Annotated in this window: 27 protein-coding genes and 1 pseudogene; 14 read left to right on the plus strand and 14 right to left on the minus strand. The window is 72.3% G+C overall.

What is annotated here, in order from left to right; all coding sequences use genetic code 11:
• Positions 1-5 precede the first annotated feature (5 nt).
• Positions 6-779 carry an IclR family transcriptional regulator gene (locus tag ACWCXC_RS11365; protein WP_450888243.1) on the minus strand — a complete coding sequence of 258 codons (774 nt, stop codon included), beginning with the start codon at positions 777-779 and terminating at the stop codon, positions 6-8.
• 161 nt (positions 780-940) lie between these two features.
• Between ACWCXC_RS11365 and ACWCXC_RS11370 the strand changes: the two genes are divergently transcribed.
• Complete coding sequence (locus ACWCXC_RS11370) at positions 941-1,645, plus strand: CoA transferase subunit A (RefSeq protein WP_450681137.1); 705 nt, start codon at positions 941-943, stop codon at positions 1,643-1,645.
• Between the two features lies 1 nt (position 1,646).
• A complete protein-coding gene (locus ACWCXC_RS11375; protein WP_450888245.1) occupies positions 1,647-2,309 on the plus strand; it encodes a CoA transferase subunit B in 663 nt (220 codons plus the stop codon).
• 66 nt (positions 2,310-2,375) lie between these two features.
• Here ACWCXC_RS11375 and ACWCXC_RS11380 read toward each other — a convergent pair whose 3' ends face one another.
• The 3 genes from ACWCXC_RS11380 to ACWCXC_RS11390 all read right to left on the minus strand — a co-directional run bounded on the left by ACWCXC_RS11380 (position 2,376) and on the right by ACWCXC_RS11390 (position 5,232).
• Entirely contained in the window at positions 2,376-3,065 is a 690-nt protein-coding gene (locus ACWCXC_RS11380; protein ID WP_450681135.1) for an IclR family transcriptional regulator, read from the minus strand.
• Positions 3,066-3,094: 29 nt separating this feature from the next.
• On the minus strand, positions 3,095-4,303 hold the full coding sequence (gene fahA / locus ACWCXC_RS11385; RefSeq protein WP_450888247.1) for a fumarylacetoacetase: 1,209 nt from the start codon (positions 4,301-4,303) through the stop codon (positions 3,095-3,097).
• Between the two features lie 89 nt (positions 4,304-4,392).
• Positions 4,393-5,232 carry a hypothetical protein gene (locus ACWCXC_RS11390; protein WP_450888249.1) on the minus strand — a complete coding sequence of 280 codons (840 nt, stop codon included), beginning with the start codon at positions 5,230-5,232 and terminating at the stop codon, positions 4,393-4,395.
• A gap of 212 nt (positions 5,233-5,444) precedes the next feature.
• Between ACWCXC_RS11390 and ACWCXC_RS11395 the strand changes: the two genes are divergently transcribed.
• The 7 genes from ACWCXC_RS11395 to ACWCXC_RS11425 all read left to right on the plus strand — a co-directional run bounded on the left by ACWCXC_RS11395 (position 5,445) and on the right by ACWCXC_RS11425 (position 12,190).
• Positions 5,445-6,644: a homogentisate 1,2-dioxygenase domain-containing protein gene (locus ACWCXC_RS11395; RefSeq protein ID WP_450681132.1), complete on the plus strand. Its 1,200-nt coding sequence runs from the start codon at positions 5,445-5,447 to the stop codon at positions 6,642-6,644.
• A 68-nt stretch (positions 6,645-6,712) separates the two neighbouring features.
• A complete protein-coding gene (locus ACWCXC_RS11400; protein WP_450888251.1) occupies positions 6,713-8,050 on the plus strand; it encodes an MFS transporter in 1,338 nt (445 codons plus the stop codon).
• Positions 8,051-8,172: 122 nt separating this feature from the next.
• A complete protein-coding gene (locus ACWCXC_RS11405) occupies positions 8,173-8,940 on the plus strand; it encodes an SDR family NAD(P)-dependent oxidoreductase (RefSeq protein WP_450888402.1) in 768 nt (255 codons plus the stop codon).
• Positions 8,937-9,401, plus strand: coding sequence for a nuclear transport factor 2 family protein (locus ACWCXC_RS11410; protein ID WP_383642226.1), 465 nt, complete (start codon positions 8,937-8,939; stop codon positions 9,399-9,401). Before ACWCXC_RS11405 ends, ACWCXC_RS11410 begins: the two co-directional genes overlap by 4 nt.
• On the plus strand, positions 9,398-10,237 hold the full coding sequence (locus tag ACWCXC_RS11415) for an SDR family NAD(P)-dependent oxidoreductase (RefSeq protein WP_383642223.1): 840 nt from the start codon (positions 9,398-9,400) through the stop codon (positions 10,235-10,237). The genes ACWCXC_RS11410 and ACWCXC_RS11415 overlap by 4 nt, the downstream gene beginning before the upstream one ends.
• On the plus strand, positions 10,230-11,687 hold the full coding sequence (locus tag ACWCXC_RS11420; RefSeq protein WP_450681129.1) for an FAD-dependent oxidoreductase: 1,458 nt from the start codon (positions 10,230-10,232) through the stop codon (positions 11,685-11,687). The genes ACWCXC_RS11415 and ACWCXC_RS11420 overlap by 8 nt, the downstream gene beginning before the upstream one ends.
• Positions 11,684-12,190: a nuclear transport factor 2 family protein gene (locus ACWCXC_RS11425; RefSeq protein WP_450681128.1), complete on the plus strand. Its 507-nt coding sequence runs from the start codon at positions 11,684-11,686 to the stop codon at positions 12,188-12,190. Before ACWCXC_RS11420 ends, ACWCXC_RS11425 begins: the two co-directional genes overlap by 4 nt.
• Here the strand turns inward: ACWCXC_RS11425 and ACWCXC_RS11430 are convergent.
• The 3 genes from ACWCXC_RS11430 to ACWCXC_RS11440 form a co-directional block, all read right to left on the minus strand.
• Positions 12,102-12,407, minus strand: coding sequence for a DUF397 domain-containing protein (locus ACWCXC_RS11430; protein ID WP_450888254.1), 306 nt, complete (start codon positions 12,405-12,407; stop codon positions 12,102-12,104). The two genes, ACWCXC_RS11425 and ACWCXC_RS11430, sit on opposite strands and share 89 nt — an antisense overlap.
• The gene (locus tag ACWCXC_RS11435; RefSeq protein ID WP_450888256.1) at positions 12,404-13,879 is read right to left on the minus strand and encodes a hypothetical protein; all 1,476 of its coding nucleotides are present in this window, start codon (positions 13,877-13,879) and stop codon (positions 12,404-12,406) included. Before ACWCXC_RS11435 ends, ACWCXC_RS11430 begins: the two co-directional genes overlap by 4 nt.
• Positions 13,880-13,998: 119 nt before the next feature.
• Positions 13,999-14,970, minus strand: a complete 972-nt coding sequence (locus ACWCXC_RS11440) for an AraC-like ligand-binding domain-containing protein (RefSeq protein ID WP_450681126.1) — start codon at positions 14,968-14,970, stop codon at positions 13,999-14,001.
• Between the two features lie 341 nt (positions 14,971-15,311).
• Here ACWCXC_RS11440 and ACWCXC_RS11445 point away from each other — a divergent pair, with 341 nt between their 5' ends.
• Both ACWCXC_RS11445 and ACWCXC_RS11450 read left to right on the plus strand, forming a co-directional pair.
• Positions 15,312-16,091, plus strand: a complete 780-nt coding sequence (locus ACWCXC_RS11445) for a MerR family transcriptional regulator (RefSeq protein ID WP_450888404.1) — start codon at positions 15,312-15,314, stop codon at positions 16,089-16,091.
• Positions 16,092-16,351: 260 nt separating this feature from the next.
• Positions 16,352-17,227, plus strand: coding sequence for an RCC1 domain-containing protein (locus ACWCXC_RS11450; RefSeq protein WP_450888258.1), 876 nt, complete (start codon positions 16,352-16,354; stop codon positions 17,225-17,227).
• An 85-nt stretch (positions 17,228-17,312) separates the two neighbouring features.
• Here the strand turns inward: ACWCXC_RS11450 and ACWCXC_RS11455 are convergent, their stop codons facing one another.
• The 5 genes from ACWCXC_RS11455 to ACWCXC_RS11475 form a co-directional block, all read right to left on the minus strand.
• Positions 17,313-18,443: a bile acid:sodium symporter family protein gene (locus ACWCXC_RS11455; RefSeq protein ID WP_450888260.1), complete on the minus strand. Its 1,131-nt coding sequence runs from the start codon at positions 18,441-18,443 to the stop codon at positions 17,313-17,315.
• Positions 18,444-18,445: 2 nt separating this feature from the next.
• Complete coding sequence (locus ACWCXC_RS11460) at positions 18,446-18,706, minus strand: hypothetical protein (RefSeq protein ID WP_450681122.1); 261 nt, start codon at positions 18,704-18,706, stop codon at positions 18,446-18,448.
• A complete protein-coding gene (locus ACWCXC_RS11465) occupies positions 18,703-19,566 on the minus strand; it encodes an isocitrate lyase/PEP mutase family protein (protein WP_450888262.1) in 864 nt (287 codons plus the stop codon). Before ACWCXC_RS11465 ends, ACWCXC_RS11460 begins: the two co-directional genes overlap by 4 nt.
• Before the next feature lie 377 nt (positions 19,567-19,943).
• Entirely contained in the window at positions 19,944-20,759 is an 816-nt protein-coding gene (locus ACWCXC_RS11470) for a DUF6193 family natural product biosynthesis protein (protein WP_450888264.1), read from the minus strand.
• A gap of 209 nt (positions 20,760-20,968) precedes the next feature.
• Positions 20,969-21,364, minus strand: coding sequence for a PPOX class F420-dependent oxidoreductase (locus ACWCXC_RS11475; protein WP_450681120.1), 396 nt, complete (start codon positions 21,362-21,364; stop codon positions 20,969-20,971).
• Positions 21,365-21,470: 106 nt separating this feature from the next.
• Here ACWCXC_RS11475 and ACWCXC_RS11480 point away from each other — a divergent pair, with 106 nt between their 5' ends.
• Entirely contained in the window at positions 21,471-21,854 is a 384-nt protein-coding gene (locus tag ACWCXC_RS11480; protein WP_385115088.1) for a winged helix-turn-helix transcriptional regulator, read from the plus strand.
• A 30-nt stretch (positions 21,855-21,884) separates the two neighbouring features.
• On the opposite strand, the gene ACWCXC_RS11485 is transcribed toward ACWCXC_RS11480, so the two are convergent.
• A complete protein-coding gene (locus ACWCXC_RS11485) occupies positions 21,885-22,169 on the minus strand; it encodes a hypothetical protein (protein ID WP_450888267.1) in 285 nt (94 codons plus the stop codon).
• A 377-nt stretch (positions 22,170-22,546) separates the two neighbouring features.
• Here ACWCXC_RS11485 and ACWCXC_RS11490 point away from each other — a divergent pair.
• Positions 22,547-22,681, plus strand: a pseudogene (locus tag ACWCXC_RS11490) (GNAT family N-acetyltransferase); the annotation flags it as partial.
• 186 nt (positions 22,682-22,867) lie between these two features.
• Here ACWCXC_RS11490 and ACWCXC_RS11495 read toward each other — a convergent pair.
• A complete protein-coding gene (locus tag ACWCXC_RS11495; RefSeq protein ID WP_450888269.1) occupies positions 22,868-23,719 on the minus strand; it encodes a hypothetical protein in 852 nt (283 codons plus the stop codon).
• A gap of 85 nt (positions 23,720-23,804) precedes the next feature.
• Here ACWCXC_RS11495 and ACWCXC_RS11500 point away from each other — a divergent pair, with 85 nt between their 5' ends.
• Positions 23,805-24,254, plus strand: a complete 450-nt coding sequence (locus tag ACWCXC_RS11500; RefSeq protein WP_450888271.1) for a hypothetical protein — start codon at positions 23,805-23,807, stop codon at positions 24,252-24,254.
• Positions 24,255-24,359 lie beyond the last annotated feature (105 nt).

Here is a 24,359-nt window from a genome sequence, read left to right on the forward strand (position 1 = left end):
CCGGTTCAGCGGCCCGCCGGGGTGCGGCCGTGCCCCGCCCGCGTGCTGAGCCGGTGCGCCGTCCTCAGCAGCAGCCGGCCCAGCTCCGGGCGCCGGGCGTCGCGGAACCGCGATTCGACCCCGGTGATGCTGACCGCCCAGGCGGGGCGCCCGTGCTGGTCGAAGACGGCGGCGCCCATGCCCCAGCTGCCCTCCAGGACGAGCGCCGGATTGGTCGCGTACCCGGCGGTGCGCGTCAGCCGCACCCGTTCGCGGATCGCGTCCGCGCTGTGCGCCTCGCCCCAGTCCCCGGTCAGCTCGGCGCGGCCGAGATAGGCGTCGATCTCCTGGTCGCTCAGGAACGACAGGATCGCCAGACCGCCCGAGGCCACGCCCAGCGGGAAGCGCGTGCCCTCCTGGAGCACGAAGGAGCGGAGCGGGAAGCTGCCCTCCTCCCGGAGCACGCACACGTTCTCGTCGCCCCGACGCAGCGACAGGAACGCGCTCTCGCCGGTCTCGTCGGCCAGCTCCCGCACGGCGGGCCGCGCCGTCTCCACGAAGTCGTAGCGCCGCGCGGCCAGCGCCCCCATGAGGAAGACCTCCGGGCCCAGGTGCCAGCGGCCGGTGCCGTTGTCCCGGTCCAGAAGACCGGAGTCCTGGAGCGAGGACAGGATCCGGTGCACCGTCGTCCGGGCGACCCCCGCTTGCTGGGCGGCCTGCGCGGTGGTCACCCCGTCGGCCGCCGCGCTGACGATCCGCAGCAGCGCCGCCGCCCTGCTGATGGCCTGGGCACCCTCCATCGAATCCTCCACATCGTGGACGGTCCTGCGTCACGCGCTCACGATCAGAGCGGTTTCCCCGTCCGGAACAGTAAACCCCACCAGGCTGTTGCCGGGGAATCGTGGGCCTCTCTACGGTGTGGGAGAGCGTCCACGTTATGGACGGGAAACAAGGAGTGGACATGTCGAAGGTGTTCACCAGCGCGTCCGCGGCGCTGGAGGGGCTGCTCCGCGACGATCTGACCATCGCGGTCGGAGGCTTCGGACTGAGCGGCAATCCGCTGGACCTGATCGAGGCGGTCCGCGACTCCGGTGTGCAGGGGCTGACGATCGTCTCCAACAACATGGGCGTCGACGGCAAGGGCCTCGGGCTGCTGCTGGAGAAGCGTCAGGTCCGCAAGGTGCTGGGCAGCTACGTGGGGGAGAACAAGCTGTTCGCCTCGCAGTACCTGGACGGCACGCTCGACGTCGAGTTCGTGCCGCAGGGCACGCTCGCCGAGCGGCTGCGGGCGGGCGGGGCGGGCATTCCGGCCTTCTACACCCCCACGGGCGTCGGCACCCCGGTCGCGGAGGGCAAGCCCACCGCCGAGTTCGACGGCCGCACCCATCTGCTGGAGCGGGCCATCGTCCCCGATCTCGCGCTCGTCCACGCGCACCGCGCCGACCGCGAGGGCAATCTCACCTACCGCCTCACGGCCCGCAACTTCAATCCGCTGGTCGCCACCGCCGGGACCGTCACCGTCGTCGACGCCGAAGAGGTGCTGGGGGACGGCTTCCTGGACCCGGACACGGTCACCACGCCCGGCGTCTTCGTGCACCGGGTGGTGGCCTCGCGGCCCCGGGCCAAGGAGATCGAGCAACTGACCGTACGGACCCGGGAGACCTGAGATGGCGTGGACACGTGAGCAGATGGCGGCGACGGCCGCCGAGGAGCTGCGGGACGGCCAGTACGTCAACCTCGGCATCGGGATTCCGACGCTGGTCGCCAACCACCTCCCGCCCGGGGTGCGGGTCACCCTCCAGAGCGAGAACGGCATTCTGGGCATGGGCCCGTTCCCGTACGAGGGGGACGAGGACGCCGACCTCATCAACGCCGGCAAGCAGACCGTGACGCTGCTGCCCGGGGCGAGCGTCTTCGACTCGGCCACCTCCTTCGCGATGATCCGGGCGGGCAAGGTGCAGACCGCCGTCCTCGGCGCGCTCCAGGTCGCCGCCAACGGGGACCTGGCCAACTGGACCATCCCCGGCAAGCTCGTCAAGGGCATGGGCGGCGCGATGGACCTGGTCGCGGGCACGCCCCGGGTGATCGTGCTGACCGAGCACAACGCCAAGGACGGCAGCCCCAAGATCGTCGAGCGGTGCACCCTGCCGCTGACCGGCGTCGGCGTCGTCCAGCGCATCATCACCGACCTCGCGGTCTTCGACGTCACCCCGCGCGGACTGGAACTCGTCCGCCTCGCCCCCGGCGCCGATCCGGAGGAGCTGCGCGGGCGCACCGGCGCCCCGTTCACCGTCCGCCTCCCGGAGGGCGACAGGATCCAGGGACCGTGAGTACGCCACGACGGCCGGCCCCCGCGCACGGGACGCGCGGGGGCCGGCCGTCGTGCGGAGCCGGGATCAGCGGTGGTCGCGCGGGGTGCCGAGGAAGGCGACCGCCTCCATGACGTGGGCCACGGCCAGTTCGGCGATGGCCGGGTCCGCGGTGACGACGTTGAGCGCGGCGCGCACCGGCCAGCCCGGGAGCGGTGCGGCGATGCCGTACGCCCCGACGTTCACCTCGCCGTGCGTGGAGATGTAGCCGGCCTCGCGGATCGACTGGACCCGCTCCGGCTCGCCCGCGCGCGGCGGGCCGGAGGCCAGGCACGCCAGCCCTCCGGAGCCGCTGTCGATGGGGTCGCGGCTGCCCTTGCGGTACCAGAACAGCGGTCCGTCGGTGGGCGGTTCGGCCACCACCGTGGTGACGGCCGCCGTCCCGATGATCTCGACCAGGCTCGCCGTCGCGTCGACCTGGCGGGCCAGGCGCTGGAGCACGGGCTCCGCGACGACGCGCAGACTGGGACCGGACTCGCCGAGTATCCCGGACACGGCCGGGCCCACCGCGTAGCGGCCCTCGTCGTCGCGCGAGGCGAAGCCCGTGCGGTGCAGCGAGACCAGCAGCCGGTGCGCGATGGACCGGTGGAGGCCCGTCGCGGCGGCGACCTGACTGGTGTTCAGACCCTCGGGGTGGCGGCTCAGTTCGACCAGGATCGCGAGTCCGCGCTCCAGGGTCTGCGAGCCGCCGCTCTCGGTGTCGTTCGGGGGTGTCATGACACCTCTCTGAAGGTCGTGGGGTCCGGCTAGGCGGTGGGGAGGATCGTGCCGCGGACCTCGCCGAGGCCGATGCGGCCCCGGGCGCCCGGCGCCGAGTAGCGCAGCACCACCTCGTCGCCGTCCTCCAGGAAGGTGCGCTTCTCGCCCCCGGCGGTCCAGGGCTCGGTGCCGCCCCAGGACAGTTCGAGGAAGGAGCCGCGCTGATCCTTCTCCGGGCCGGAGATCGTACCGGAGGCGTAGAAGTCGCCGACGCGCAGCGAGGCCCCGTTGACCGTGAGGTGGGCGAGCATCTGCGCGGGCGACCAGTACATCGTCCGGTACGGCGGGCGGGCCACGACCGTGCCGTTGACCTCGACCTCCACGTCGATGTCGTAGCCCGAGGGGCCCTCCTCGCGGAGGTAGGGCAGCACCTCGGGGTTCTGGCCGGGCAGTTCGACGCGGGCGTGCTCCAGGGCGGCGAGCGGGGTGACCCAGGCGCTGATGCTGGTGGCGAAGGACTTGCCGAGGTTGGGGCCCAGCGGCACGTACTCCCATGCCTGGATGTCCCGGGAGGACCAGTCGTTGACGCCCGTGACCCCGAAGACCGTCTCGGTGAACTCCGAGGTCGGCACGCGCTCGCCGAGCGGGAGCGTGCGCCCCACGACGAAGCCCAGCTCGGCCTCGATGTCCAGACGCAGCGAGGGGCCGTACGTGGGCGCCGGGTCGGCGGGGGCCTTGCGCTGCCCGGAGGGTCGGCGCACCGGGGTGCCGGAGACGACGATCGAGCCCGCGCGGCCGTGGTACGCGACGGGCAGATGGCGCCAGTTCGGCATCAGGGCGTCGCCGTCGGGGCGGAAGATCCGGCCGACGTTCCCGGCGTGGTCGAGGGAGGCGTAGTAGTCCACGTAGTCCGCGACCTGGAACGGCAGGTGCAGGGTGACGGCTTCCAGCGGGACGAGCCGGACGCGGTCCCGGTGGGCGGTGTCGGTGAGCAGCTCCACGGCCCAGGCGCGGACGGCGGCCCAGGTGGCGGGTCCGGCGGCCATCAGCGGGTTGAGCGCGGGGGCGTCGAGCAGCTCCGTCCACTCGGGGCGCAGCGCGGCGGCGGCCTGGCCGAGGTCCAGGACCTGGTCCCCGATGCGGACGCCGAGACGCGGCCCGGCGTCCCCGGTCGAGAAGACGGCGTACGGCAGGTTGTCGACGTCGTACGGGCTGCCGTCGGCGGCATCGGCCCAGGTGACGGGGTGGGTGCTCATGGTGGGGCCCTTCGGTGTCGGTGGTCCGGATGGCGTGGTGCGGGCGGTGGCGGGGCGTGTGCGGCCCGCCGCGGGGCGGACGGGCGGGGTCAGGCGCCGAGCAGGCCCAGCGCGCCCAGGTCCTGGAGCGGTTCGAGGACGCTGCACGAGCCGTACGAGGTGAAGGCGGTGCGGGCGGCGGCGGCCTCCTCGGCGGGGAGCGCGGTGACGGCCGCGGCGAGCGCGTCCGGGTCGCGTGCGGTGAGGGCGGACCGGACGGCGGGCAGCCCCTGCCCGGCGCGGGCCCGCGCGGTGGCGAGCAGCACGTTGAGGTAGCCGTGGTGCTCGAAGCCGGTGGCGGGGGCGGTGTGGCGGACGGCGTGGTGCAGCCCGGCGGTGCACTTGAACGGGGTGCCGGCGGCCACGGCCGCGTGGATCCAGGCGGCCAGCTCGTCCTCGGTGGGGAAGGCGGCGGGCTCGGTGCCCCCGGTGCGGAACTTCAGCCGGAAGCCGTGCCGGGCGACCGCGGCGAGCGTCGTGCCCCACTCCGGATCGCCGGGGCGGGGCACCTCGACGTACACGGTCCCGGGCGGGTCCAGGGCCGCCAGCGCGTCGATCTGCCCGGCGACGGGCCGGTCCGGACCGGGCCCGACCTCCAGCGCGGCGAGGACCAGCCGGCCGGTCGCGGCCACGGCGCCCAGGGCGGCGGGCACGGCCGCGGCCCCGGCCACGACGCTCACCCGCAGCCCGTCCGGGAACAGGGCCGGCTCCGCGAGCGCGGCCAGCTCCTCCAGGGCCGTGGAGGCGACGACGAAGGGGCCGATCAACCCGGCGTGGCCGGACGCCAGATGGGCGGCGTGCTCGGCCACGGCACGGGGCAGCGGTGCCAGGCCGGGCGGGAAGACCGCCGCGTCGTCCACGAGATGTCGGAAGGCGAGAGGTATTGACACGCGTCACACCCTAGCCGAGGATCATCGAAATGCGAACAGGTGGCGTTCTTTAATCGGTCACCTTCTCCGGTCGCCAACCCCCGGTCGCCACCGCGACGTTGGTTCGCCGCCGGCCGTCGCCGCAGCGCCGTCCGTAGCGGCGCCGGGCGCCACAGGGCCGTTCGCTCACCCTCGCCCCCCAGCCCGTCCTGGGTCTACACGCCGGAGGAGTCATGGCGTACTACCGTCGAGTCGGCATCGTGCCGCCGAAGCGGCACACGCAGTTCCGCGACGACGCGGGCACGCTCTCCTACGAGGAGCTGATGGGGGAGGAGGGCTTCTCCTCCGACTCCTCGCTCCTCTACCACCGGGGCGTGCCCTCCGCGATCGTCGCCGCCGAGGTCTGGGACCTCCCCGACCAGGCCACGGCGGCCAACCACCCGCTCAAGCCCCGCCACCTCACCCCGCACGCCCTGTTCGACGCGGACTCCGCGTCCGGCACGGACGCGGTGACCGGCCGGCGGCTCCTGCTCGGCAACGGCGACGTGCGCCTCTCCTACGTCGTGGCCGGGGCGCCCTCACCGCTCTACCGCAACGCCCTCGGCGACGAGTGCGTCTACGTGGAGTCCGGCACCGGGACCGTGGAGACCGTCTTCGGCGTGCTCCCGTACCGCACCGGCGACTACGTCCTCCTGCCGCGCGCCACCACCCACCGCTGGCTCCCCGACACCACCGACGGACCCAGCCGGCTGTACGCGATCGAGGCCAACAGCCACATCGCACCGCCCCGGCGCTACCTCTCGAAGTACGGCCAGCTCCTGGAGCACGCCCCCTACTGCGAACGGGACCTGCACGGCCCCGAAGCCGTCCACCTCGCCGAGGGGCGCGACACGGAGGTGCTGGTCAAGCACCGGGGCGGCCCCCACGGCGTCCTCGGCACCCGGTTCCGCTACGACACCCACCCCTTCGACGTCGTGGGCTGGGACGGCTGCCTGTACCCGTACACGTTCAACATCGAGGACTACATGCCGCTCACCGGCAAGATCCACCAGCCCCCGCCGGTGCACCAGGTCTTCGAGGGCGACAACTTCGTCATCTGCAACTTCGTGCCCCGCAAGGTGGACTACCACCCGCTCGCCGTGCCGGTGCCGTACTACCACTCCAACGTCGACAGCGACGAGGTCATGTTCTACGCCGGAGGCGACTACGAGGCCCGCAAGGGCTCCGGCATCGGCGTCGGCTCGCTCACCCTGCACCCCGGCGGCCACGCCCATGGCCCGCAGCCGGCCGCGCTGGAGGCGTCGCTCGGCGCCGAGTACTTCGACGAGACCGCCGTCATGGTCGACACCTTCCGCCCCCTCGAACTGGGAGAAGGCGGCCGGCGGACCGACGACGGGACCTACGCCTGGGTCTGGGCCGGCCGGCAGGCCTGACCCCCCCGCTCCACCGCACCCCCTCCCCGCCCCGCACCCCCGTGAAGAGCTTCCCGAAGGACCCTTCCATGGACAATCTGGCCACCGAGACGGCTGCCCCGGCGACCTCGCCGGCGGAATCCCCCGCCCCGTCCGCCCAATCGACACTGAAAGTGATCAGGGCGGCGATCCTCGGCACCGTCGTCGAGTACTACGACTTCGGCATCTACGGCTACATGGCCACCCTGATCGCCTCGCACTTCTTCGTCGACAGCGATCCGAACACGGCCCTGCTCTCCACCTTCGCCGCCTTCGCGGTGGCCTTCTTCCTCCGCGCCCCCGGCGGCATCGTCTTCGGCCACATCGGCGACAAGTACGGCCGCAAGAAGGCCCTCACCTGGACCATCCTGCTCATGGCCGTCGCCACCACGGCGATCGGCCTGATCCCCTCGTACGCCACGCTCGGTCTGTGGGCCACCGTCCTGCTGGTGCTCTGCCGCTGCCTCCAGGGCTTCGCCGCCGGCGGTGAACTCGGCGGCGCCAACGCCTTCGTCTCCGAGCACGCCCCGGCGGACCGGCGGGCCTTCCACACCTCGTTCGTGAACACCGGCACCTACCTCGGCTCGCTGTTCGCCTCGCTCGTCGCGCTGCTGCTGACCTCGACCCTCAGCGAGGACACCGTCCGCGACTGGGCCTGGCGCATCCCCTTCCTGCTCAGCGTCGTCATCGGCGTGATCGGCCTCTACATCCGCAGCCAGCTGCCCGAGACCGAGCAGTTCGAGGCCGTGAAGGACAGCGACACCGTCGAGGTCGCCAAGTACCCGATCGCCGACGTGTTCGCCCACGCCTGGCGGCAGATCGTGCTCGTCATCTTCCTCGGCGCGCTGATCGTCGGCGGCTACTACGTGGCCGGTGTCTACGCCGCCAGCTACCTCCAGACGGAGGGCGGCCACTCCGCCGACTTCGCGTTCACCTCCACCTGCATCGCCATGGTCTCCGCCGTGATCAGCCTCCCGATCGCCGGACGCATCGGTGACCGCTACGGCCGCCGCCCGGTGTTCTTCGTCGGCAGCGGCGTCACCGCCGTCATCGGCCTGCCCGCCTTCATGCTGATGCGCGACGGCGCCCCGCTGGCGGCGATCCTCGCCCACTCCTCGCTGACCTTCTTCATCGGACTCGTCAACGGCGTCTCCTTCGCGACGTACGCCGAGATCTTCCGGGCCCGCTACCGCTACACGGGCATCGCGATGAGCAACAACGTCACCAACATGGCGCTCGGCGGCACCGCCCCCTTCATCGCCACGCTGCTCATCAACATGACCGGCAACAACCTGGCCCCGGCCGGCTATCTCATCGCCACCGCCGTCATGACCTTCGTCGCCACGTTCTTCCTCAAGGAGACGCGCGGAACGGAGCTGGAGCTGTGAGCACCGCACACCCCGGGACCCCCGCCGCTTCCGCCGGACCTCTTGCCGCTTCCGCCGGCACCCCCGCCCCTGCCTCCCCGGGTGCTTCCGCCGCCCGTCACCGGTTCGAAGGCCGCTCCGTCGTGGTCACCGGCGCCGCCGGCGGCCTCGGCCGGGCCGACTGCCTGGCCCTGGCGGCCGAGGGCGCCCACGTCTGGGCCGCCGATCTGGACCTGGAGGCCGCGACGGCCCTGCTGCCGGAGCTGGAAGCGGCCGGCGGATCGGGGCGGGCCGTCCACCTCGACGTCGCCGACCCCGACGCGTGGACCGGGCTGGCGGCCGAGATCGAGTCGGCCGGACCGCTGCACGGCCTGGTCAACAACGCGGGCGTCAGCCTCCGCGCGGGCATCGCCGGTACCACCGTCGAACAGTGGCGACGGATCATGGACATCAACCTCTCCAGCGTCTTCTACGGGCTCAAGACCCTCACCCCCGCCCTGACCGAAGGCGCCCGGAACGGCGGCGCCGCCGTCGTCAACATCTCCTCCATCGCCGGAATGGTCGGCTACTTCTCCGCCACGTACGGCACCAGCAAATGGGGCGTACGCGGACTCTCGAAGGTCGGCGCGCTCGAACTCGCCGCCCACGGCATCCGCGTCAACTCCCTCCACCCCGGCCTCACCGACACCCCGCTGCTCCACCAGGCCCCCGACACGAGCTTCGTCGACGAGAGCGCGAAATCCGTCCCCGCGGGCCGCCTCGCCAGCCCACAGGAGATGGCCGGGATCGTCGCCTTCCTCCTCTCCGACGACGCCGCGTACATCACCGGCGAGGAACTGGTCGTCGACGGCGGACTCACCTCCGGAGGCCTCTACCACCGCATCCTGTCCGGACTGGCGGCCGGCCGGTGAACCCGCTCCTCGCGACGCTCCTGGAGGTCCAGCACCTCTACGCCGTCCAGTCCCACGCGATCGACGGCGGCGACGCCGAGGGCTGGGCCGACACCTTCGTCCCCGACGGGGCGTTCGTCTCCCCGACCTACGACGCCCCCGTCCGGGGCCGCGACGCCCTCACCGCCTTCGCCCGCGACCTGCACACCGCCGCGCCCCACCTCCACCACCTGATCACCAACGTGGCCGTCCGCCCCGCGGACGCCCCGGGGGAGTACCGCGTCCGCGCGAACCTCCTCATCGTCACCACCCACGACCTCGCCGGCGGAGCGGCCCGCATCGACCGGATCACCACGATCGACGACCGGTTGCGCCGCACCCCCGGCCACCCCGAAGAACTGAGGCTCGTCAGCCGCCACGTCACACGCGACGGCGACGCGCCCGACACCACCGCACCACAGCAGAAGGAGCACCACCCGTGACCCAGCAGACCACCCCCACCGAGGACAACCCGGGTCGCGTCGACTACGCCCCCCTGCCCGCGATCAACCCCGAACTGGTCGGACGCACCGTCGTCATCACCGGCGCCGGACGCGGCATGGGCGCCCTCTTCCTGGAGGAACTGGCCCGCCGCGGCGTCAACGGCGTCGGCGGCGACCTGGACGCCGCGGCCATGGCCGCCACCGCCGACGAGATCAACACCCGGCTGTCGGGCGTCGAGGGCGCGGGCCGCGTCGTCGGCGTCGGCGCCGACGTCACCGACCCGGCCGCCTCCGAGGCCCTGGTCGCCACCGCCCTGCGCGAGTTCGGCCGCCTCGACCTCTGGGTCAACAACGCGGGCGTCTTCCCGCAGGCCGAGTTCACCGACATCAGCCCCGAACAGCTCGCGCTCACCTACGGCGTCAACGTCAACGGCGTCGTGTACGGCGGCCAGGCCGCCGCCCGCCACTTCCGCACCGTCGACGGCGGCGCCATCGTCAACATGGCCTCGGTCGCCGCCGTCCGCGCCCGGCCGACCCGCGCCTCGTACAACTCCTCGAAGGCCGCGGTGAAGCACCTCACCACCTGTATGGCCGTCGAGCTGGGCCCCGACAACATCCGCGTCAACTCCATCGCGCCCGGCTACATCGACACCGAGATGACCCGCTGGGTCCGCGACGACCAGGCCGCCATGAACCGCGCCCTGAGCACCGTCCCGCTGCGCCGCATCGGCGCCCCGATGGAGGTCTTCGGCGCGCTGTACTTCCTGCTCTCGGACAGCGCCCGCTACATCACCGGCGCCAACATCCCCGTGGACGGCGGTTCCCAGCATGTCTGAGCCCGACTACGACTACGACGTCATCGTGATCGGGGCGGGCGGCGCGGGCCTCGCGGCCTCCGTCTCGGCCGCGCAGGCCGGCGCCCGGGTCCTGCTCCTGGAGTCCGAGGACGAGATCGGCGGCTCCACCCAGCTCTCCGCCGGACTGCTCACCGCCTCCGCCACCAGCGTGCAGCGCGGCCTCGGCATCGAGGACTCGCCGCTGCGGATGTTCCAGCACTACATGGACCTCAACGGCTGGCGGCTGCGCCCCGGCCCGGTCCGGATGTTCTGCGAGGAGTCCGGCGCGATCGTCGACTGGCTGCTCGACCTCGGCGTGGAGATCCCCGCGCAGGTTTCCCGCAGCGCCCACGAACCCGGCCTCACCCGGGCCGGCGTCGAGGACGTCTGGCGCGGCCACGTCCCCAGGGACCAGGGCTACGGACTGGTCCAGGTCCTCGACAAGGCCCGCGCCCGCCTCGACGTGGACCTCGCGCTCGGCAGCCGCGTCGAGGACCTGGTGATCCGCGACGGCGAGGTCCGGGGCGTCGTCATCGGCGGCGAGGAGGCCACCGCCCCCGCCGTCGTCGTCGCCAGCGGCGGCCTGGCCGCCGATCCGGACCTGGTGCGCCGCTTCCTGCCGGACGCGGAGATCGCGGGCGACGCGCTGTTCGTCGTCGCGGCGCCCGGGGCCCGCGGCGACCATATCGGCCTGGCCGAACGCCACGGCCTGGGCCTCTTCGGCCAGGGCTGGGGACTGCTCCTGGTCACCGCCGAGTTCCAGCGGTACCACCACTGGCAGAGCGGATTCCCGCCGCCCTCGCGGATCCACGTCGGCTTGGACGGGCGGCGCTGCATGGACGAGGACGCGCCGTACGCGGTCAGCCCCGGCATCCTGAAGGACCACGGAGGCTGGGTCTGGTCGGTCTTCGACGACACCGCCCGCGCCGCCCTGCCGGAGGGCTACGCCGACTGGACCCCCGCCCGGATCCTGGAGGAGGCCGACAAGGGCGTCGTCCTGCGCGCGGACACCCTGGCCGGCCTCGCCGAAATGATGGACGTCCCCGCGCGGAACCTGGAGGCGGCCGTGGACCGCTTCAACACCCTCTTCGCCGAGGGCCACGACGAGGACTTCCTCCGCCACGAGTCCCTGGCCGCCAAGGGCGCCGACGCCCACCTCGCCCCGGTCGCCACCGGCCCCTTCCACGCCGTGCGGATGCTCCCCGCCGAGCTGGTGTGCACGCACACCGGCCTGGAGATCGACGCCTCCACGCGCGTCCTCGCCACGGACGGCCGCCCCGTCCCCGGTCTGTACGCGGCGGGCGAGGCCGCCGGCGGCATCCTCGGCGAGCGCTACGTCGGCGGCGGCAACTCCGTCGCCCACGCCCTCGTCCTCGGCCGCGTCGCCGGCCGCGAGGCCGCCGCCCGCGCCGCCACCCTCTCTCCGCGCCCCCAGGAGGCCACAGCATGAGCCGCGCCGACGACCGCTTCGCGATCCAGGACGTCCTCTTCCGCTACGCGCGGGCCGTGGACCGCCTCGATCACGACGCCATCGCCGCCTGCTACTTCGACGACGCCGTCGACGTCCACGGCGCCTACACCGGCGACGCCGCCGGCCTCGTCGAGGACATCCGCACCCGCCACCGCACCATCGACTCCTCCCAGCACTTCATCACCAACGTGCTCGTCGACTTCACCGGCGACGACTCCGCCCACGTCGAGTCCTACTGCCTCTGCTACCTCCGCCAGGCCCCCGCCGAACCCGGCGCCCCCCAGGACCTCGCGATCATCCGCTGCCGCTACGTCGACCGCTTCGAACGCCGTGCCGGCGCCTGGGGCATCGCCGACCGGGTCGTCGTCTTCGACGAGTCCCGCACCGTCCGCGTCACGGACGCCCTGGACCCGACCTGGGTCGCGTCACACCGTGACGCTTCGGACCCGGTGTACACGTGGGGGGTGGGCGCGGGGGCGTAACACCTGTGTGGGGCCCGCCGTCTGGACTGTCCGGCGGGCCCCACTCGGTGGCGGCGAGCCCGACGAACCCGGCCCAGGCGCGCGGGGATACGCGGAGGATGGGCCCGGCGGTGAGTTTGGAGTCGCGGACGTGCATGGTTCCGGGGGTGGCGGCGACTTCGACGCACTGGCCGCCCTCGCCTGTGTCACACCGTGAGAATGCGCCACTGACCCTCACAGCCCGGCCAGGGCGAGCAGCCGACGCATGAACGCGAGGGGCAGGGCCGGGTTCGCCGCCGCCGTGGCCGCGACGTGTTCCGACGGGTCGGCCAGGAGCCGTGTCAGGTCGTCGGGCGGCAGCCGGGGATGGGCGGCGACGGTGCGGCGGACCACGTCGTCCGGGTCGGTGGCCAGCCGGCGGATGACGGGGAGGGGCAGGTCGGGGTCGCGAGGGGCGAGTTGTCGCATCCGGGGATCGGGGTCCGTGGCCAGGCGGCGGAGTGCTTCCGGCGGGAGGGGGAAGTCGTCGGCCGGTCGCCACAGGACCCGCTTGTCCGGCCGGTGGGTGCGATCGAGCCGCTCGGCGGTGGCGGGGTCGATCCGGTCACGGGCATGGAGGGCCATGGTCGTGCGGACGCTGCTCTCCTCGTCGTCGAGCAACCGGGCCACGAGCGGCGGCGGAAGGCGGTCGGACATCGCCGCCGAGGCGCGGAAGCAGACATAGGGCGAGTCCGCGTACGGCACGGGATCGGCCGTCACCCAGGCCGGCCGAAGGGCCCGCAGTTCCGCGCGGGCCACCTGGCCGATGACCTCGCGCTCGAACGCGACATCGTCCAGGGACTCGGCGTGCGTGAGCCAGTCACCCGGGGGTGTGGAGGGGGAGTGGATCCGGTCGTGGATCCTCGCCCGGACCGGCTCCGGGGTGTCCTCTCGGGCGAAGACACGGACGGCGACGCGCGGATCGGGGTCCTGGGCGAGTGCGTCGCGCAGCGCGGAGGGCAGATCGGGGTGTGCCGCGAGTGCGATGCGCACCTCGTCGTCGGGGTCTTCGGCCAGCCGGCGCGCGGTGGCGGTGTCCAGCGTGCAGTGGCGCACGGCACCGGCGCGGGTGACCGGGTCGGCCAGCAGGCGCGGGACGAGGTCGCGAGGCGGAACGGGATGGGGGAGCCGGCGGAAGTAGGTGGCGCAGGCCGCCGCCCGTACGGAGTCTTCGGGGTCGGTCAGCAGTCGGCGGCGTACAGGTTCCGGGGCCGCCGTCCACCATTGGGCCACCGCCGCCCGGACCTCCGGGCTCGGGTCCGCCGCAAGCCGGGCCCGCAGGTCGTCCGGCGTGTGATCGTTCTCGGCCAGGTACTGGCGGACCTGCTGGTCGCCGTCGTCGAGCAGCCGCTCGAACAGTGCGCGTGGGGAGCCCTCCGCCGCCACGGCCACGGCCCTGCGGATCGAGGGGTCCGCATGGCCCGCGAGGATCATCCGGAAGGCCGGTGGGAGACGGCGGTTCAGGGCGAGCGAGTGGGTGAGCCAGTGATCGTCCACGGCGATGATCTCGGCGATCATCTCCTCGCTCAGGTCCGGCCGCTCGGCCACCTGGCCGAGGCCCTTGCGGCGGCCGAGGAACCGGCGGACGAGCTCGGCCGGCAGCGCGGGGTTCTTCGCGAGCCCGTCCAGGACCGGGTCGAGGTGGACGGGCGGGGGTACGTCGTCGGGCACGGAGGGCACCGGCATCTCTCGGCTTTCAGTGGTTCCGGCGGGGACACGGCCAGGGCCGTCACGGTTCGGGCGGTGATGACGGAGGCGACAGGTCCACGACCGTCACGGCTGCGGCGGCCTCAGCCGTGCGGCTCCCGGCGGTGGTGCTCCTCGCGATAGGCGCGGGGCGACATGCCGTACGCCTGCTTGAAGACCTTGCTGAAGTGCGCGGCGTTCACGAATCCCCAGCTCCGGGCGATGGCCGCGATGGTGCGCAACCGCCCTGCGGGACCGGCCAGTTCGCGGGTACAGGCCTCCAGCCGGCGGGCCCGGATCCAGTCGCCGAGGCTGATGCCGGCGCGCGAGAGGACGACGTAGAGGTGGCGTACGGAGATGCCGTGCGCGGCGGCGATGCGGGCGGCCGACAGATCGGGGTCTGCCAGATGCTCGCGGATGTACTGGGTGATCCGCAGGGAGAGCGTGGCTTCGAGGGGCTCCTTCGCCAGGCCGGCGTCGCCGTGCTGGGTGATCAGGACGGCTCTCAGCAGTTCGATGCTGGGGGCGACGACGGCCGACGCCGGGCCGGAGCCGCGCAGTTCGTCACTGTCGGCGAGCTGGGAGAAGTAGGTGTACGCCAGGCGGGCGAGCGGATTGCCGGCCCCCAGCGTCACCGTGGTGGTGTCCCGGAGCAGCCGGTCGGGGAGCGCCAGCGCCGTGAGCGGCAGGCGCAGGAAGTGGTGGTCGACCCCCTCGTCGAAGAGCAGGGTGTACGGGGCGTTCGACTGGAAGACCGCGAACTCGCCGGGCCGCACGACGCATTCGCGTCCGTACTGCGCTCCCATGCTGGTGCCCCGCACCTGGAGGCTGAGGAAGAGCGACGGTTCCTCGTCCTTGCGGACCAGCCGTTCCGTACGCCGCAGCGTGACCGCCGTCGAGCGCGCCGTGCACACCCGGAGCGGGCCGACGGTGCCGACCTCCATCCGGGCCCGGATCTCGTTGCCGGGCGGCCGGTGGTCGATGTCGACGACCACGATGGAGTCCCACACCGCGTGCCGGATCACCTCCTCGCGGTCCTGCGGCGGTATGTACGCGGTGTCCAGCCCCGTACTCATACGGCCGCGCCCGGCCCGTGATCCGCCCGAAGGCGCTCCGGTACGTCGGCGTTTCCTCTCTCCACGCCTCCCCCTCCCCACGGACGTTCTCCGACACGAGTGTGGAGGACTCGCCCGTGCCGTGCAACGGCCGTGGTCAGTGGTGCGGGTGTGACCAGCAGGCGTTTGGTGATCAGTGATCGGCGGCGTACTCGTACGGGAACGCCGGCCCCGACCACCGGCCGCCCCCCGCCACCACCCCAGTCGCTCCGTGGCGACTTGCGGTTGCCGCAACGGCAGCTTCTACGGTCGTGACCGGGGCCGGAAGAGCCGGCCCCGTGAGGCGGGAGCGAGGGGAGACGATGGTGGACCGGCCGAGCGCGCGCACGTGGCCCATCGCGGTGGTGGCCAGGATGTCCGGGGTGACCGCACGGACCCTGCGGCACTACGACGAGACCGGCCTCCTGCCGCCCGCCGGGACCGGGAGCAACGGTCACCGCTACTACGGCGAGAGCCAGCTCCTGCGGCTCCAGCAGATCCTGGTCCTGCGCGAGCTGGGCCTGGGGCTGGAGGAGATCGGCCGGGTGCTGGCCGAGCAGATCGACGAGGTGGAGGCCCTGCGCGGCCACCACCGGCGCCTGCTCGCCGAACGGGACCGGCTCGACACCCTGGCCGCCACCGTCTCCCGCACCATCGCCGCACTGGAACGGTCCAGGAAGGACGACGCCCCCATGACCATCAACCGGCCCGAGAACCTCTTCGACGGCGTACAGCCCGCCCAGTACCAGGAGACCCTGCGCGACTTCCCCGCCCACGCCGAACGCGTCGCCCATCACGTCGAAGGCCTCAGCCCCGAGGACATCGAGGCCGGCCAGCGCGAACGCACCGCCCGCATGATCCGCCTCGCCGAACTGCGCGCCGCCGGCCACGCCCCCGACTCCGCGCCCGTCCAGGCCGAGGTCGACGCCCACTACCGCCTGCTCTCCGCTCTCCGCCCCGTCACCGCCGACGAACACCTGGCCATGGGCCGCTCGGTCGTCGACAACCCCGCCTGGTGCGCTGCGTACGAGGCGATCGCCCCGGGTCTCGCCGCGTTCCAGCGCGACGCCATCGAGGCGTACACCGCCGATCGGCTGGCCTGAGGCGCGGGACGCCCCGGCGGGGGCCCGGTTTCGAGGGGGACGCGGTCTCGACGGCCGCTCCACGGGGGCGCCAGGGCGCGTGACGAGGGCCGACGACCACGGTGCCGACGGCCTCGGTCCGAGTCGGCGCCCCGTCGAGGCGAGCCGACTACGATTCCGGGATCCCCGCCGACGCGTCCCGAACGCCCGACCGCAACGCTGCGGTCCTTCGGCGGGCCGACGAGGGCGCCGCGTACGGCGTCCGCCGCCGAGGAGGCCCGTTGCCCGTCAACCCGCCCGTACTGGCCGCCGGACGGCGCCACTCCGTCGCCCTGCGTACGGACGGAACGGTCCTCGCGGCAGGCGGCTCCACAGGCCGCTCCACAGACCGTCCCGCAGCCGACGAGTGCCGCGTCGCGCGCTGGCGGGACGTCGTCGCGGTGGCCGCCGGCAACGTTCACACCGCCAGGAACACCGGCCGGTCCCACACCGTCGGACTCCGGTCGGACGGCACGGTCCTCTCCACCGGATGGAACGGCGACGGACAGTGCGACACCGCCGAGTGGCGGGGCATCACCGCCGTCGCCGCCGGCTGGCGCCGCACCCTCGGCCTCCTCTCGAACGGCCGCGTCCTGGCAGCGGGCAGGGGAGCGGAAGGGCAGTGCGACGTCCTGCCCTGGCGCGAGATCACCGCACTCGCCTGCGGCGACTGGCACTCGGTCGGCCTCCGGTACGACGGCACGGCACAGGCCACCGGGAACAACAGGCGCGGCCAGTGCGCCGTCGAGTCATGGCGGGGCCTGGTCGCCGTCTCGGCCGGGTACCTCCACACGGTCGGCCTCCGTGCTGACGGCCGCGCCATGGCCACCGGCGAACGCGCGAGCGGGGCATGCGCGATCGAGACCTGGGACGAGTTGGTCGCCCTCGACGCCGGCAGCCACCACACGGTCGCACTCACGGTCTCCGGTCACGTCCTCGCCACGGGAGACAACAGCCACGGCCAGTGCGACGTCGATGCCTGGCACGGCATCACCGCCGTGGCCGCCGGCTCGGCCCACACCCTCGCCCTGCGCGCCGACGGCACGGTCCTGAGCGCGGGAAACAACGCCGACGGGCAGTGCGAGGTCGGTGGCTGGTCGGGGGTGGGCCGGGCCTGAAGGGCTACGACGTGCGGCAGGGGACGTACGACCGCGCAGTCCCGGCGGAACGGTCAGTGCCCCGGGGCCGCGCTTCCCCCGCCGGTCAGCCCCCGCCGACCACGGACGACGACGGGGACACCGTCGTGTCCGCCGTCCCCGCTGTCTCCACGGGCTCGTCCTTCGGTGCCGAGCCCGACCAGCGGGCGGCCAGCATCGCACAGACCGTCAGCTGCATCTGGTGGTACAGCATCAGCGGAAGAACGGCCAGCGCGGCCTGCGCCCCGAACAGCACGGAGGCCATGGGCAGTCCGTTGGCCAGGCTCTTCTGGGAACCGCACAGCACGACCGCGATACGCGAGGGACGGTCCAGCCCCGCGCAGCGGGCCGCGGTCTGCGTACCGACCAGTGCCACCACGAGCAGCAGCGCGAGGACGGCGACCAGACCCAGCAGCCGGCCCGGAGTGACGCTGTCCCAGACGCCCTGGTTCATCCCCGCGCTGAACGCCACGTAGACGACCAGCAGGATCGACACCCGGTCCACCGGCCCGAGGAACCGTTTGTTGCGCCGGACGAAGCCCTCCAGCCGAGGACGCAGCACCTGCCCGGCGAGGAACGGGGCGAGCAATTGCGTGGCGATGCGCAGTGCCCCGTCCGCGGAGAGACTGGCCTGTGAGCCGATCAGCCAGGCGGCGAGCAGCGGGGTGACCGCGAGCCCGATCACGCTGGAGTACGTGCCGGCGCAGATGGCGGCGGCGACATCGCCCCGGGCGGTGGAGGTCAGCGCCACCGACGACTGGACGGTGGAGGGGACGATGCACAGGAAGAGGATGCCCGCGCCGAGTTGGGCGGTCAGCGCATCGGGCGCCAGTCGGAGCACGGCCAGTCCCAGGAGCGGGAACAGGACGAAGGTGGAGAGCAGGATCAGCGTGTGGAGGCGGACGCGGCGCATCCCCGCGAGGGTCTCCTTCGTGGAGAGCCGCACCCCGTAGAGGAGGAAGAGGAGGACGATCGCCGCCTGCGAGGCGGTGCGGGCGGCCGTCTCGGCCGGGCCCGTGGCCGGCAGCAGTGCGGCCAGCGCCACGGTCGCGGCGAGCGCCGCCACGTACGGATCGACGAACCGGGGCCATCGCGGGCGCAGGGCCCGGAGGGCCTTCGGCGGTGCCGCGCGGGACGGGTTGGGCGGTGCGGGCGGGGCGGGGGCGCCGGGGGTGTCCCGCATCCGGTGGTCGGTCACCCTCAGTCCTCCCCGTCGTCGTCGGTGCGGTCGGGGTTGATCAGCGTGTCCATGAGGTCCACGGCACTGCCGTCGTGGTCACTGCCCGAAGTACCGCTGCCGTGATTGGTGTTGGCCGTACGGTCGATCTCCAGCCAGGAGTCGGCCTCGGAGTTGTCGATGACCGTCAGCTTCAGGTCCCCGGCGGCGGCCGGGGAACCGGCGGCGGCCACGAGGGCCGCCGCCAGGGCCGCGGTGGCGGCCGTGAGGATGCGCAGGGTCACGCGGAGAGCGCCTCTCGCGCGTCGTGGTGCCGGCTGATGTTCAGCTCCAGCAGCTCGGTCGACTCGCGCACCCCGACCTCGCCGGTGTCGCCGGCCTCGGGCAGCCGGCCGTCCGCGAACTGCAGCTCCGCCAGCGCCGTGTCCATCGCCCGGTGCGCGGCGAACAGGCAGGGCGTGCTGTAGATCGCCACGTCGACCCCGAGTTCCGTGAGTTCCGTGAGCGACAGACGCGGCGACTTACCGCCCGCGATCTGGTTGAACAGCAGCGGTTTGTCACCGACCACCCGGCGGATGCGCTTGATCCAGTCCACGCTTCGGACGCCGTCCACCAGGACCACGTCCGTCTCGGTCTCGGCCAGCGCCTCCGCCCGGCGCAGGATGTCGGCCTCCTCCGTCGCGTCCGTACGCGCGACCACGACCAGGTCCGTACGGGACGCCAGGACCAGCTCCAGCTTCTCCAGATACTCCTCCAGCGGCAGCACCTGCTTCCCGTCCGCGTGCCCGCACCTGCGCGGGCGCTTCTGGTCCTCCAGGATCACCCCGGAGGCCCCGGTCCGCTCCAGCCGCTGCACCACGTGGCAGGCCACCTCGGGGTCGACGTACCCGTCATCGATGTCCACGAGCAGATGCTGCCGCGGGAAAGCCCCGCGCAGCCGCTCGACGAATGCCACCATGTCCGGCCACGCGATGAAACCGATGTCCGGCAGGCCGTAGTGGGACGCCGCGAATCCGAACCCGGAAACAAAGAATCCGTTGTAATGCTGGGCGGCGACCGATGCGGAATACATATCGAAGATTCCGATGAGGGGTGTCGTTCCGGACGCGTTGATCTCCTGCCGCAGGACACTTCCGTACGTCATGACTGTTCTCCGTGTGTGTGGGGGGGCTTCCCGACCAGGGCGCCGAGGCGGCGCCCAGGCGCCGAGGCGGCGCCCAGCGTGAAGGCGCGCCTCATGGAAGGCGTAGAGGACAGATAGTTGGATGAGAGACCGGAGGTGTGATGACTTTTCCGTGCGATCAGGAAAAGTGATTGCAGAGCGAATCTCCGGCCACATGGAAAACCATAGCTTTGCTGTCCGTTTGCGCGCAAGGGAGACTTTTGACCTTGACGTGAAAGTCTTTTGCGAATCCTTTTCAACAGTTGAATCCCGACGTTTCTTGATCGGGAAATCGGCAGCTCGTCGATTTATCCGTTCATCACGGGATCCGGTGGTCCGCCGCCGGCTCGCACGTCCCGTCAGAGGTGGTGCGGGGGAACGGCATCGTCGGGCAGACCGCGCAGGATCACCGCGACCGCGGCCGCCGCCCCGTCCGCCTCCTGAACCCGGCCGTCGGCGGATCTCACCTCGAACCGGCGCTGGCCGAGCGGTCTGGCCCGTGGGAGGTCATGGCAGGCGGGCGGCTCGGCCCGGCGGCTGAGGGTCAGCCAGAACAGGGACCGTCCGGGTGACAGGGCCCTCAACCGTGGCTGTGCGAAGGCGGCTTCGACGAGTTCCCGCCAGTCGGCGTCCTGTCCGCGCGCGGCGGACCGGCGCATCATCCGCCACCGAGCCGGCACGGCCTCACCTCGTTCATGCGCTTCGGCCGGCTCCCACGTCCTCAGGAAGCCCCACCGCGCCACGAGCCCCCGCACCCCGGCCCCCTGAACCCAGGTGCGCAGCGCACCGGCCGCCTCGGCCAGGTCCTGTGTGCTTCCCGAGGCCATGTGGACATCGCGAGCCCAGCAGTCGACCAGGAAGCAGCGTTCACCGTCGGCCATCAGGACACCCGCCGACAGGTCGTCCGCTCTCACCTCCGCGGCGACGTAGCGCCAGCCCGGCGAGGACGTCAACTCGACCACAAGGGCGGGCTCCTCGCGATCGACCACCGCCTGGAGCGCGCTCCGCAGCGAGCCCGCCTCCGCCACCTCGGGATAGAACGCGGCGTACGCGTGAAGGGGATGGCAGGCATCCGTCGAAGCCGCATCCGTAGAAGCCGCATCCGGACGCGGCGCGTACTCATCGGACGGACGGTCGACTCCGGTGGGCGTCACGCCGGGCAGCTCTTCGGACATAGGGCCGAGTGTGCCCCCACAGCCCCCTGCCGAGCCCGCGACGACCGATCCGGGGCCCATCGACAAGCTGAAGGAACGGGGCGGGGCAGTGTCACGCGCTGCGGCAGCCCCCCCAAAGCCATCCCGCCGGAGCGCACCTCCCCACCGTGACAACCCCGGAGCGCCGCCCCCCGACCACCCACCCCGCCGATCACAACCGGGCGCGGACCCTAGACCGAGAAGCTGTTCACCCTGGTCGGCGTCACGCGGACGATCACCCGGGCGATCTCGTCGGGCTCCGGCGGCGGGGCCTCGCCGAGATATCTGAGCGAGAGCGAGAGCGGAAGCTCCTTCGACGGGTCCGGGACGATCACGGCGGTGCCCCGGAGTTCGACGGAGTGGTAGGGGTTGGCCAGGTCGAAGACGGTGATGCTCACCCGGGGGTCGCGACGGAGGTTGCGCACCTTCGCCCGCCCTTCGGTCGCGGAGAACACCACGGTGTCGCCGTCGCGCCGGTACCACACCACCGAGGCCTGGGGCCCACCGTCGGCGTTGAGCGTCGACACCGTGGCGAAGTTCTTCCCGTCGAGCAGCGTGCGTGTCGCGTCGTCGAGCGTCGCGGACATGGGGTCCTCCTGGTTCCATTCGTCCAACTCATGCGCCCCTCGGGGCACTTCTTGTTACGGGGCCCATGTTCTGTGACTGTGGAATCCAACGGAAGAAGGCACTTTCATGTCACAGCGGAACATCTGTGTAACCGAGTCGGCCGAGGTCACCCAGGCGTGCAGGGTGCTCGACGTACTCAATCGGGTCAGCGGGAAATGGAGCATCAGCGTTCTCATGGAGGCCCATCACGGACCGGTGCGCTTCACCGAGTTGGAGCGGGCCATCCACGGCATCAGCCGTCGGATGCTCACCCTGACGTTGCGCAACCTGGAGCGCGACGGCCTGCTGACGCGCACGGTGTACCCGACGGTGCCGCCGAAGGTGGAGTACGAGGCGACGGGAATGGCGCGAGAGCTGTACGAGTACCTGGAGGGGCTCACCGCGTGGGCCGAGCGGCACGAGCCCGCCGTGGCGGCCTCACGGGAGGCGTACGACCGTGCGGGCGGCTGACCGGGGCGGCCGGAAAGGAGCGCCGCTCGATCACGGGGGATGGGGTGCGGGGCGGCCCCGACCGCCCTGCGCCGGGGCCAACTCGACGAGGAGATCACCGCCTTCGTCGCGGCGCACGATCACGCGCGTCCCGGGAACAGGGATCTCGTGCGCCCAGGTGTTCACGCGCACGGTGACGGTGTGCTCGGCTCCGTCGCCGCCGTCCCGATAGCGGACGGGCACGTCCCCGCCGTGATTCCACGTCCTCGGATCCGGAAGCGCCGTGATCGTCCCCGCGTATGCCGTTCCCGAGGCCCGCAGGCGGAGGATGCGCACGACATCCCTCCGTGCGCGGCGTATCCCCCGCACGGCGAAGGCCCCGGCAACCGCGCAGCCGAACGCTGCCGCCGCCGCCACCAGCAGGAGGACACCTCCGCGCCGTTGAGCGCGCCCAGCGCCGCGAGCCCCGGCGCGACACAGCCGAACAGGCCGGCCAGCAGAAGGAGATTGCGCGGCCGCTCCCGGATCATCAGCGGCATGCCCTCGACGTAGACGCCCGTGACCATCCGGTCACGTTGGATGGTGCGGCAGTACAGGACCTTCCGGTCGGCTTCGGGTTCCGGCCGTATCGCGGCGACGAGGACCACGGCGGCACGGCCGCGAAGCGGCTGGGGTGTGTGGAACGGGACCGGGTCGATGCCCATTCGGTAGTACTGCGGAGAATTCGCGAGCAGGGTGCGACGACCGCTCGGCTGTTCACGGGCATGGCAAACCCCCACCGGTCCTACGACCTCTACGAGAGTGTGGGGTTCCAGCGGCGGAACGAGTACGCCCGACACCGGAAGCCGCCTGCCTGGTCGACCGGCATGGGGCTGTCGGGTCAGTCCACAGGATGGGCCACTGCCTCGGCGCATGGGCGTCCGGGTGGTGTCGTGCCCCTTGCCCTGACGTGCGATCTCGTCCCGGTCCAGTTCCTCGTGTGCGGGGCCGGAAGTCTGCGCGGCCAGGGAGCGGCGACAGGCGTCGGCCGGGAGTCAGTCCGTGAAGGCCGGGAGTACGAGTGCGTATGTCCCGTAGTCCATGAATCCCGCGAGGGCGGCGACGACCAGCGACATCACGACTGTGAGCACTCTGTCGCCCGTGGAGGAACAGGTGACGGCGAAGGCGGGGTTGCGCGGGTGGTAGGCGATCCGGACAGTGTTCCCCTTGTTGTGGCCGTGGATGTGGCGGGGCACGCCGTCGGTGGCGGTGAACGTCTGGACGGTGTCGCCGTGGTCCTCCCTGAAGACCTGCAGTCCGTCCACGGTGATGCCGTAGCGGGGCAGGTACCATTCCCGCCAGACCATCGCGCACATCATCGCGGCGCACCAGGTGAGCGACACGCCCGCCGCCCCGAGCAGCAGTGCCGCGATGGCCCGGCTCCAGTCCCCGCCGAGCACCCCCGCGACGACGGCGAGGACCGCGGCGGCGGCGCAGCCGGCGTACATCACCTGCTTCCCGTGGGACGGCAGCCCACCCAGGACTTCGCTGTCGTCCGTGTCCTCTTCGTCGTCAACGACGACCAGGCTCCGGTGCGCGACGAGCGTCGCGCCGTCGGCCGTCGCCCCCTGCGCGGCGCGCTCGGGCAGGGCGGCGTTCACCGCGTCGGCGAAGACGCCGGCGGCGGCCGCGCTGACGTCGGTGACGCGGTACACCGTCGGCTCGATCTCCGCCGGGGCAGTCAGCTCCACTGCGAGGCTGCGCCGTTCGGCGTGGACCCGGGCGATCGCGGCGAACGGGATGCGCAGTTCGGAGTCCGGCCGCCGAAGCACCAATTCCTCACCGGCGGAGCGGAGTTCGGTGCCTTGGTCGCCCCGGAGGACGGGGACGGGCGAAGAGGTCGACATGCGCGTGATCGTAAGACGCGAAGGCCCCCTGGTGAAGAGGATGCGGGGGTTTCGGGAGAGACCTGTGGTGCCGTACCGTCCGTCTGTGAACCTGGTGACGACAGTGCTCCTCCTGGCCCTCCTTGCAGCTGCGGCCGTTCTGCTCCTCGGCCTGGCGCTGATGAAGGGCGAAGGATCGGAGCTGAAGAAGATGACGGAGCTGTACGAGTCCGGCGTCGAGGTGCGGGCGGAGCTGGTCAGCCTGGTGCCATTCGGCACCAGGGGCTACGCGAGCGCCGTCTACGCGTGGCAGTCCCCACAGGGGTCGGGCCGGTTCAGTAAGGGTGCGAGTGTGGGCCCCGCCCACGTGGTCGGTCAGCGGTACCCGCTCGTCTTCGACCCGCGGAACATCAGACGGGTGCACCTGGGGACGACGGTTGCGGTCGGCAGGGAGCGCCGGCGCCGTCGGGGCTACGTCCGCAACGCCCAGCGGATGGCGCTCCTGTCCACCGTGGTCGGCGCCCTGGCGGCGGCGGGACTGGCCCTCAGCCCCTGACGGCACGGCTCCAGCGACTGGCCGGCAACTTGCCCGTCCACGACCGCGGGCACCGAAGGGCATCCCCTCTGCGGTTGCGTTGCCACGTCCGCGTACGTCCTGAGC

This window comes from Streptomyces sp. NPDC001515 (genome assembly GCF_053597115.1).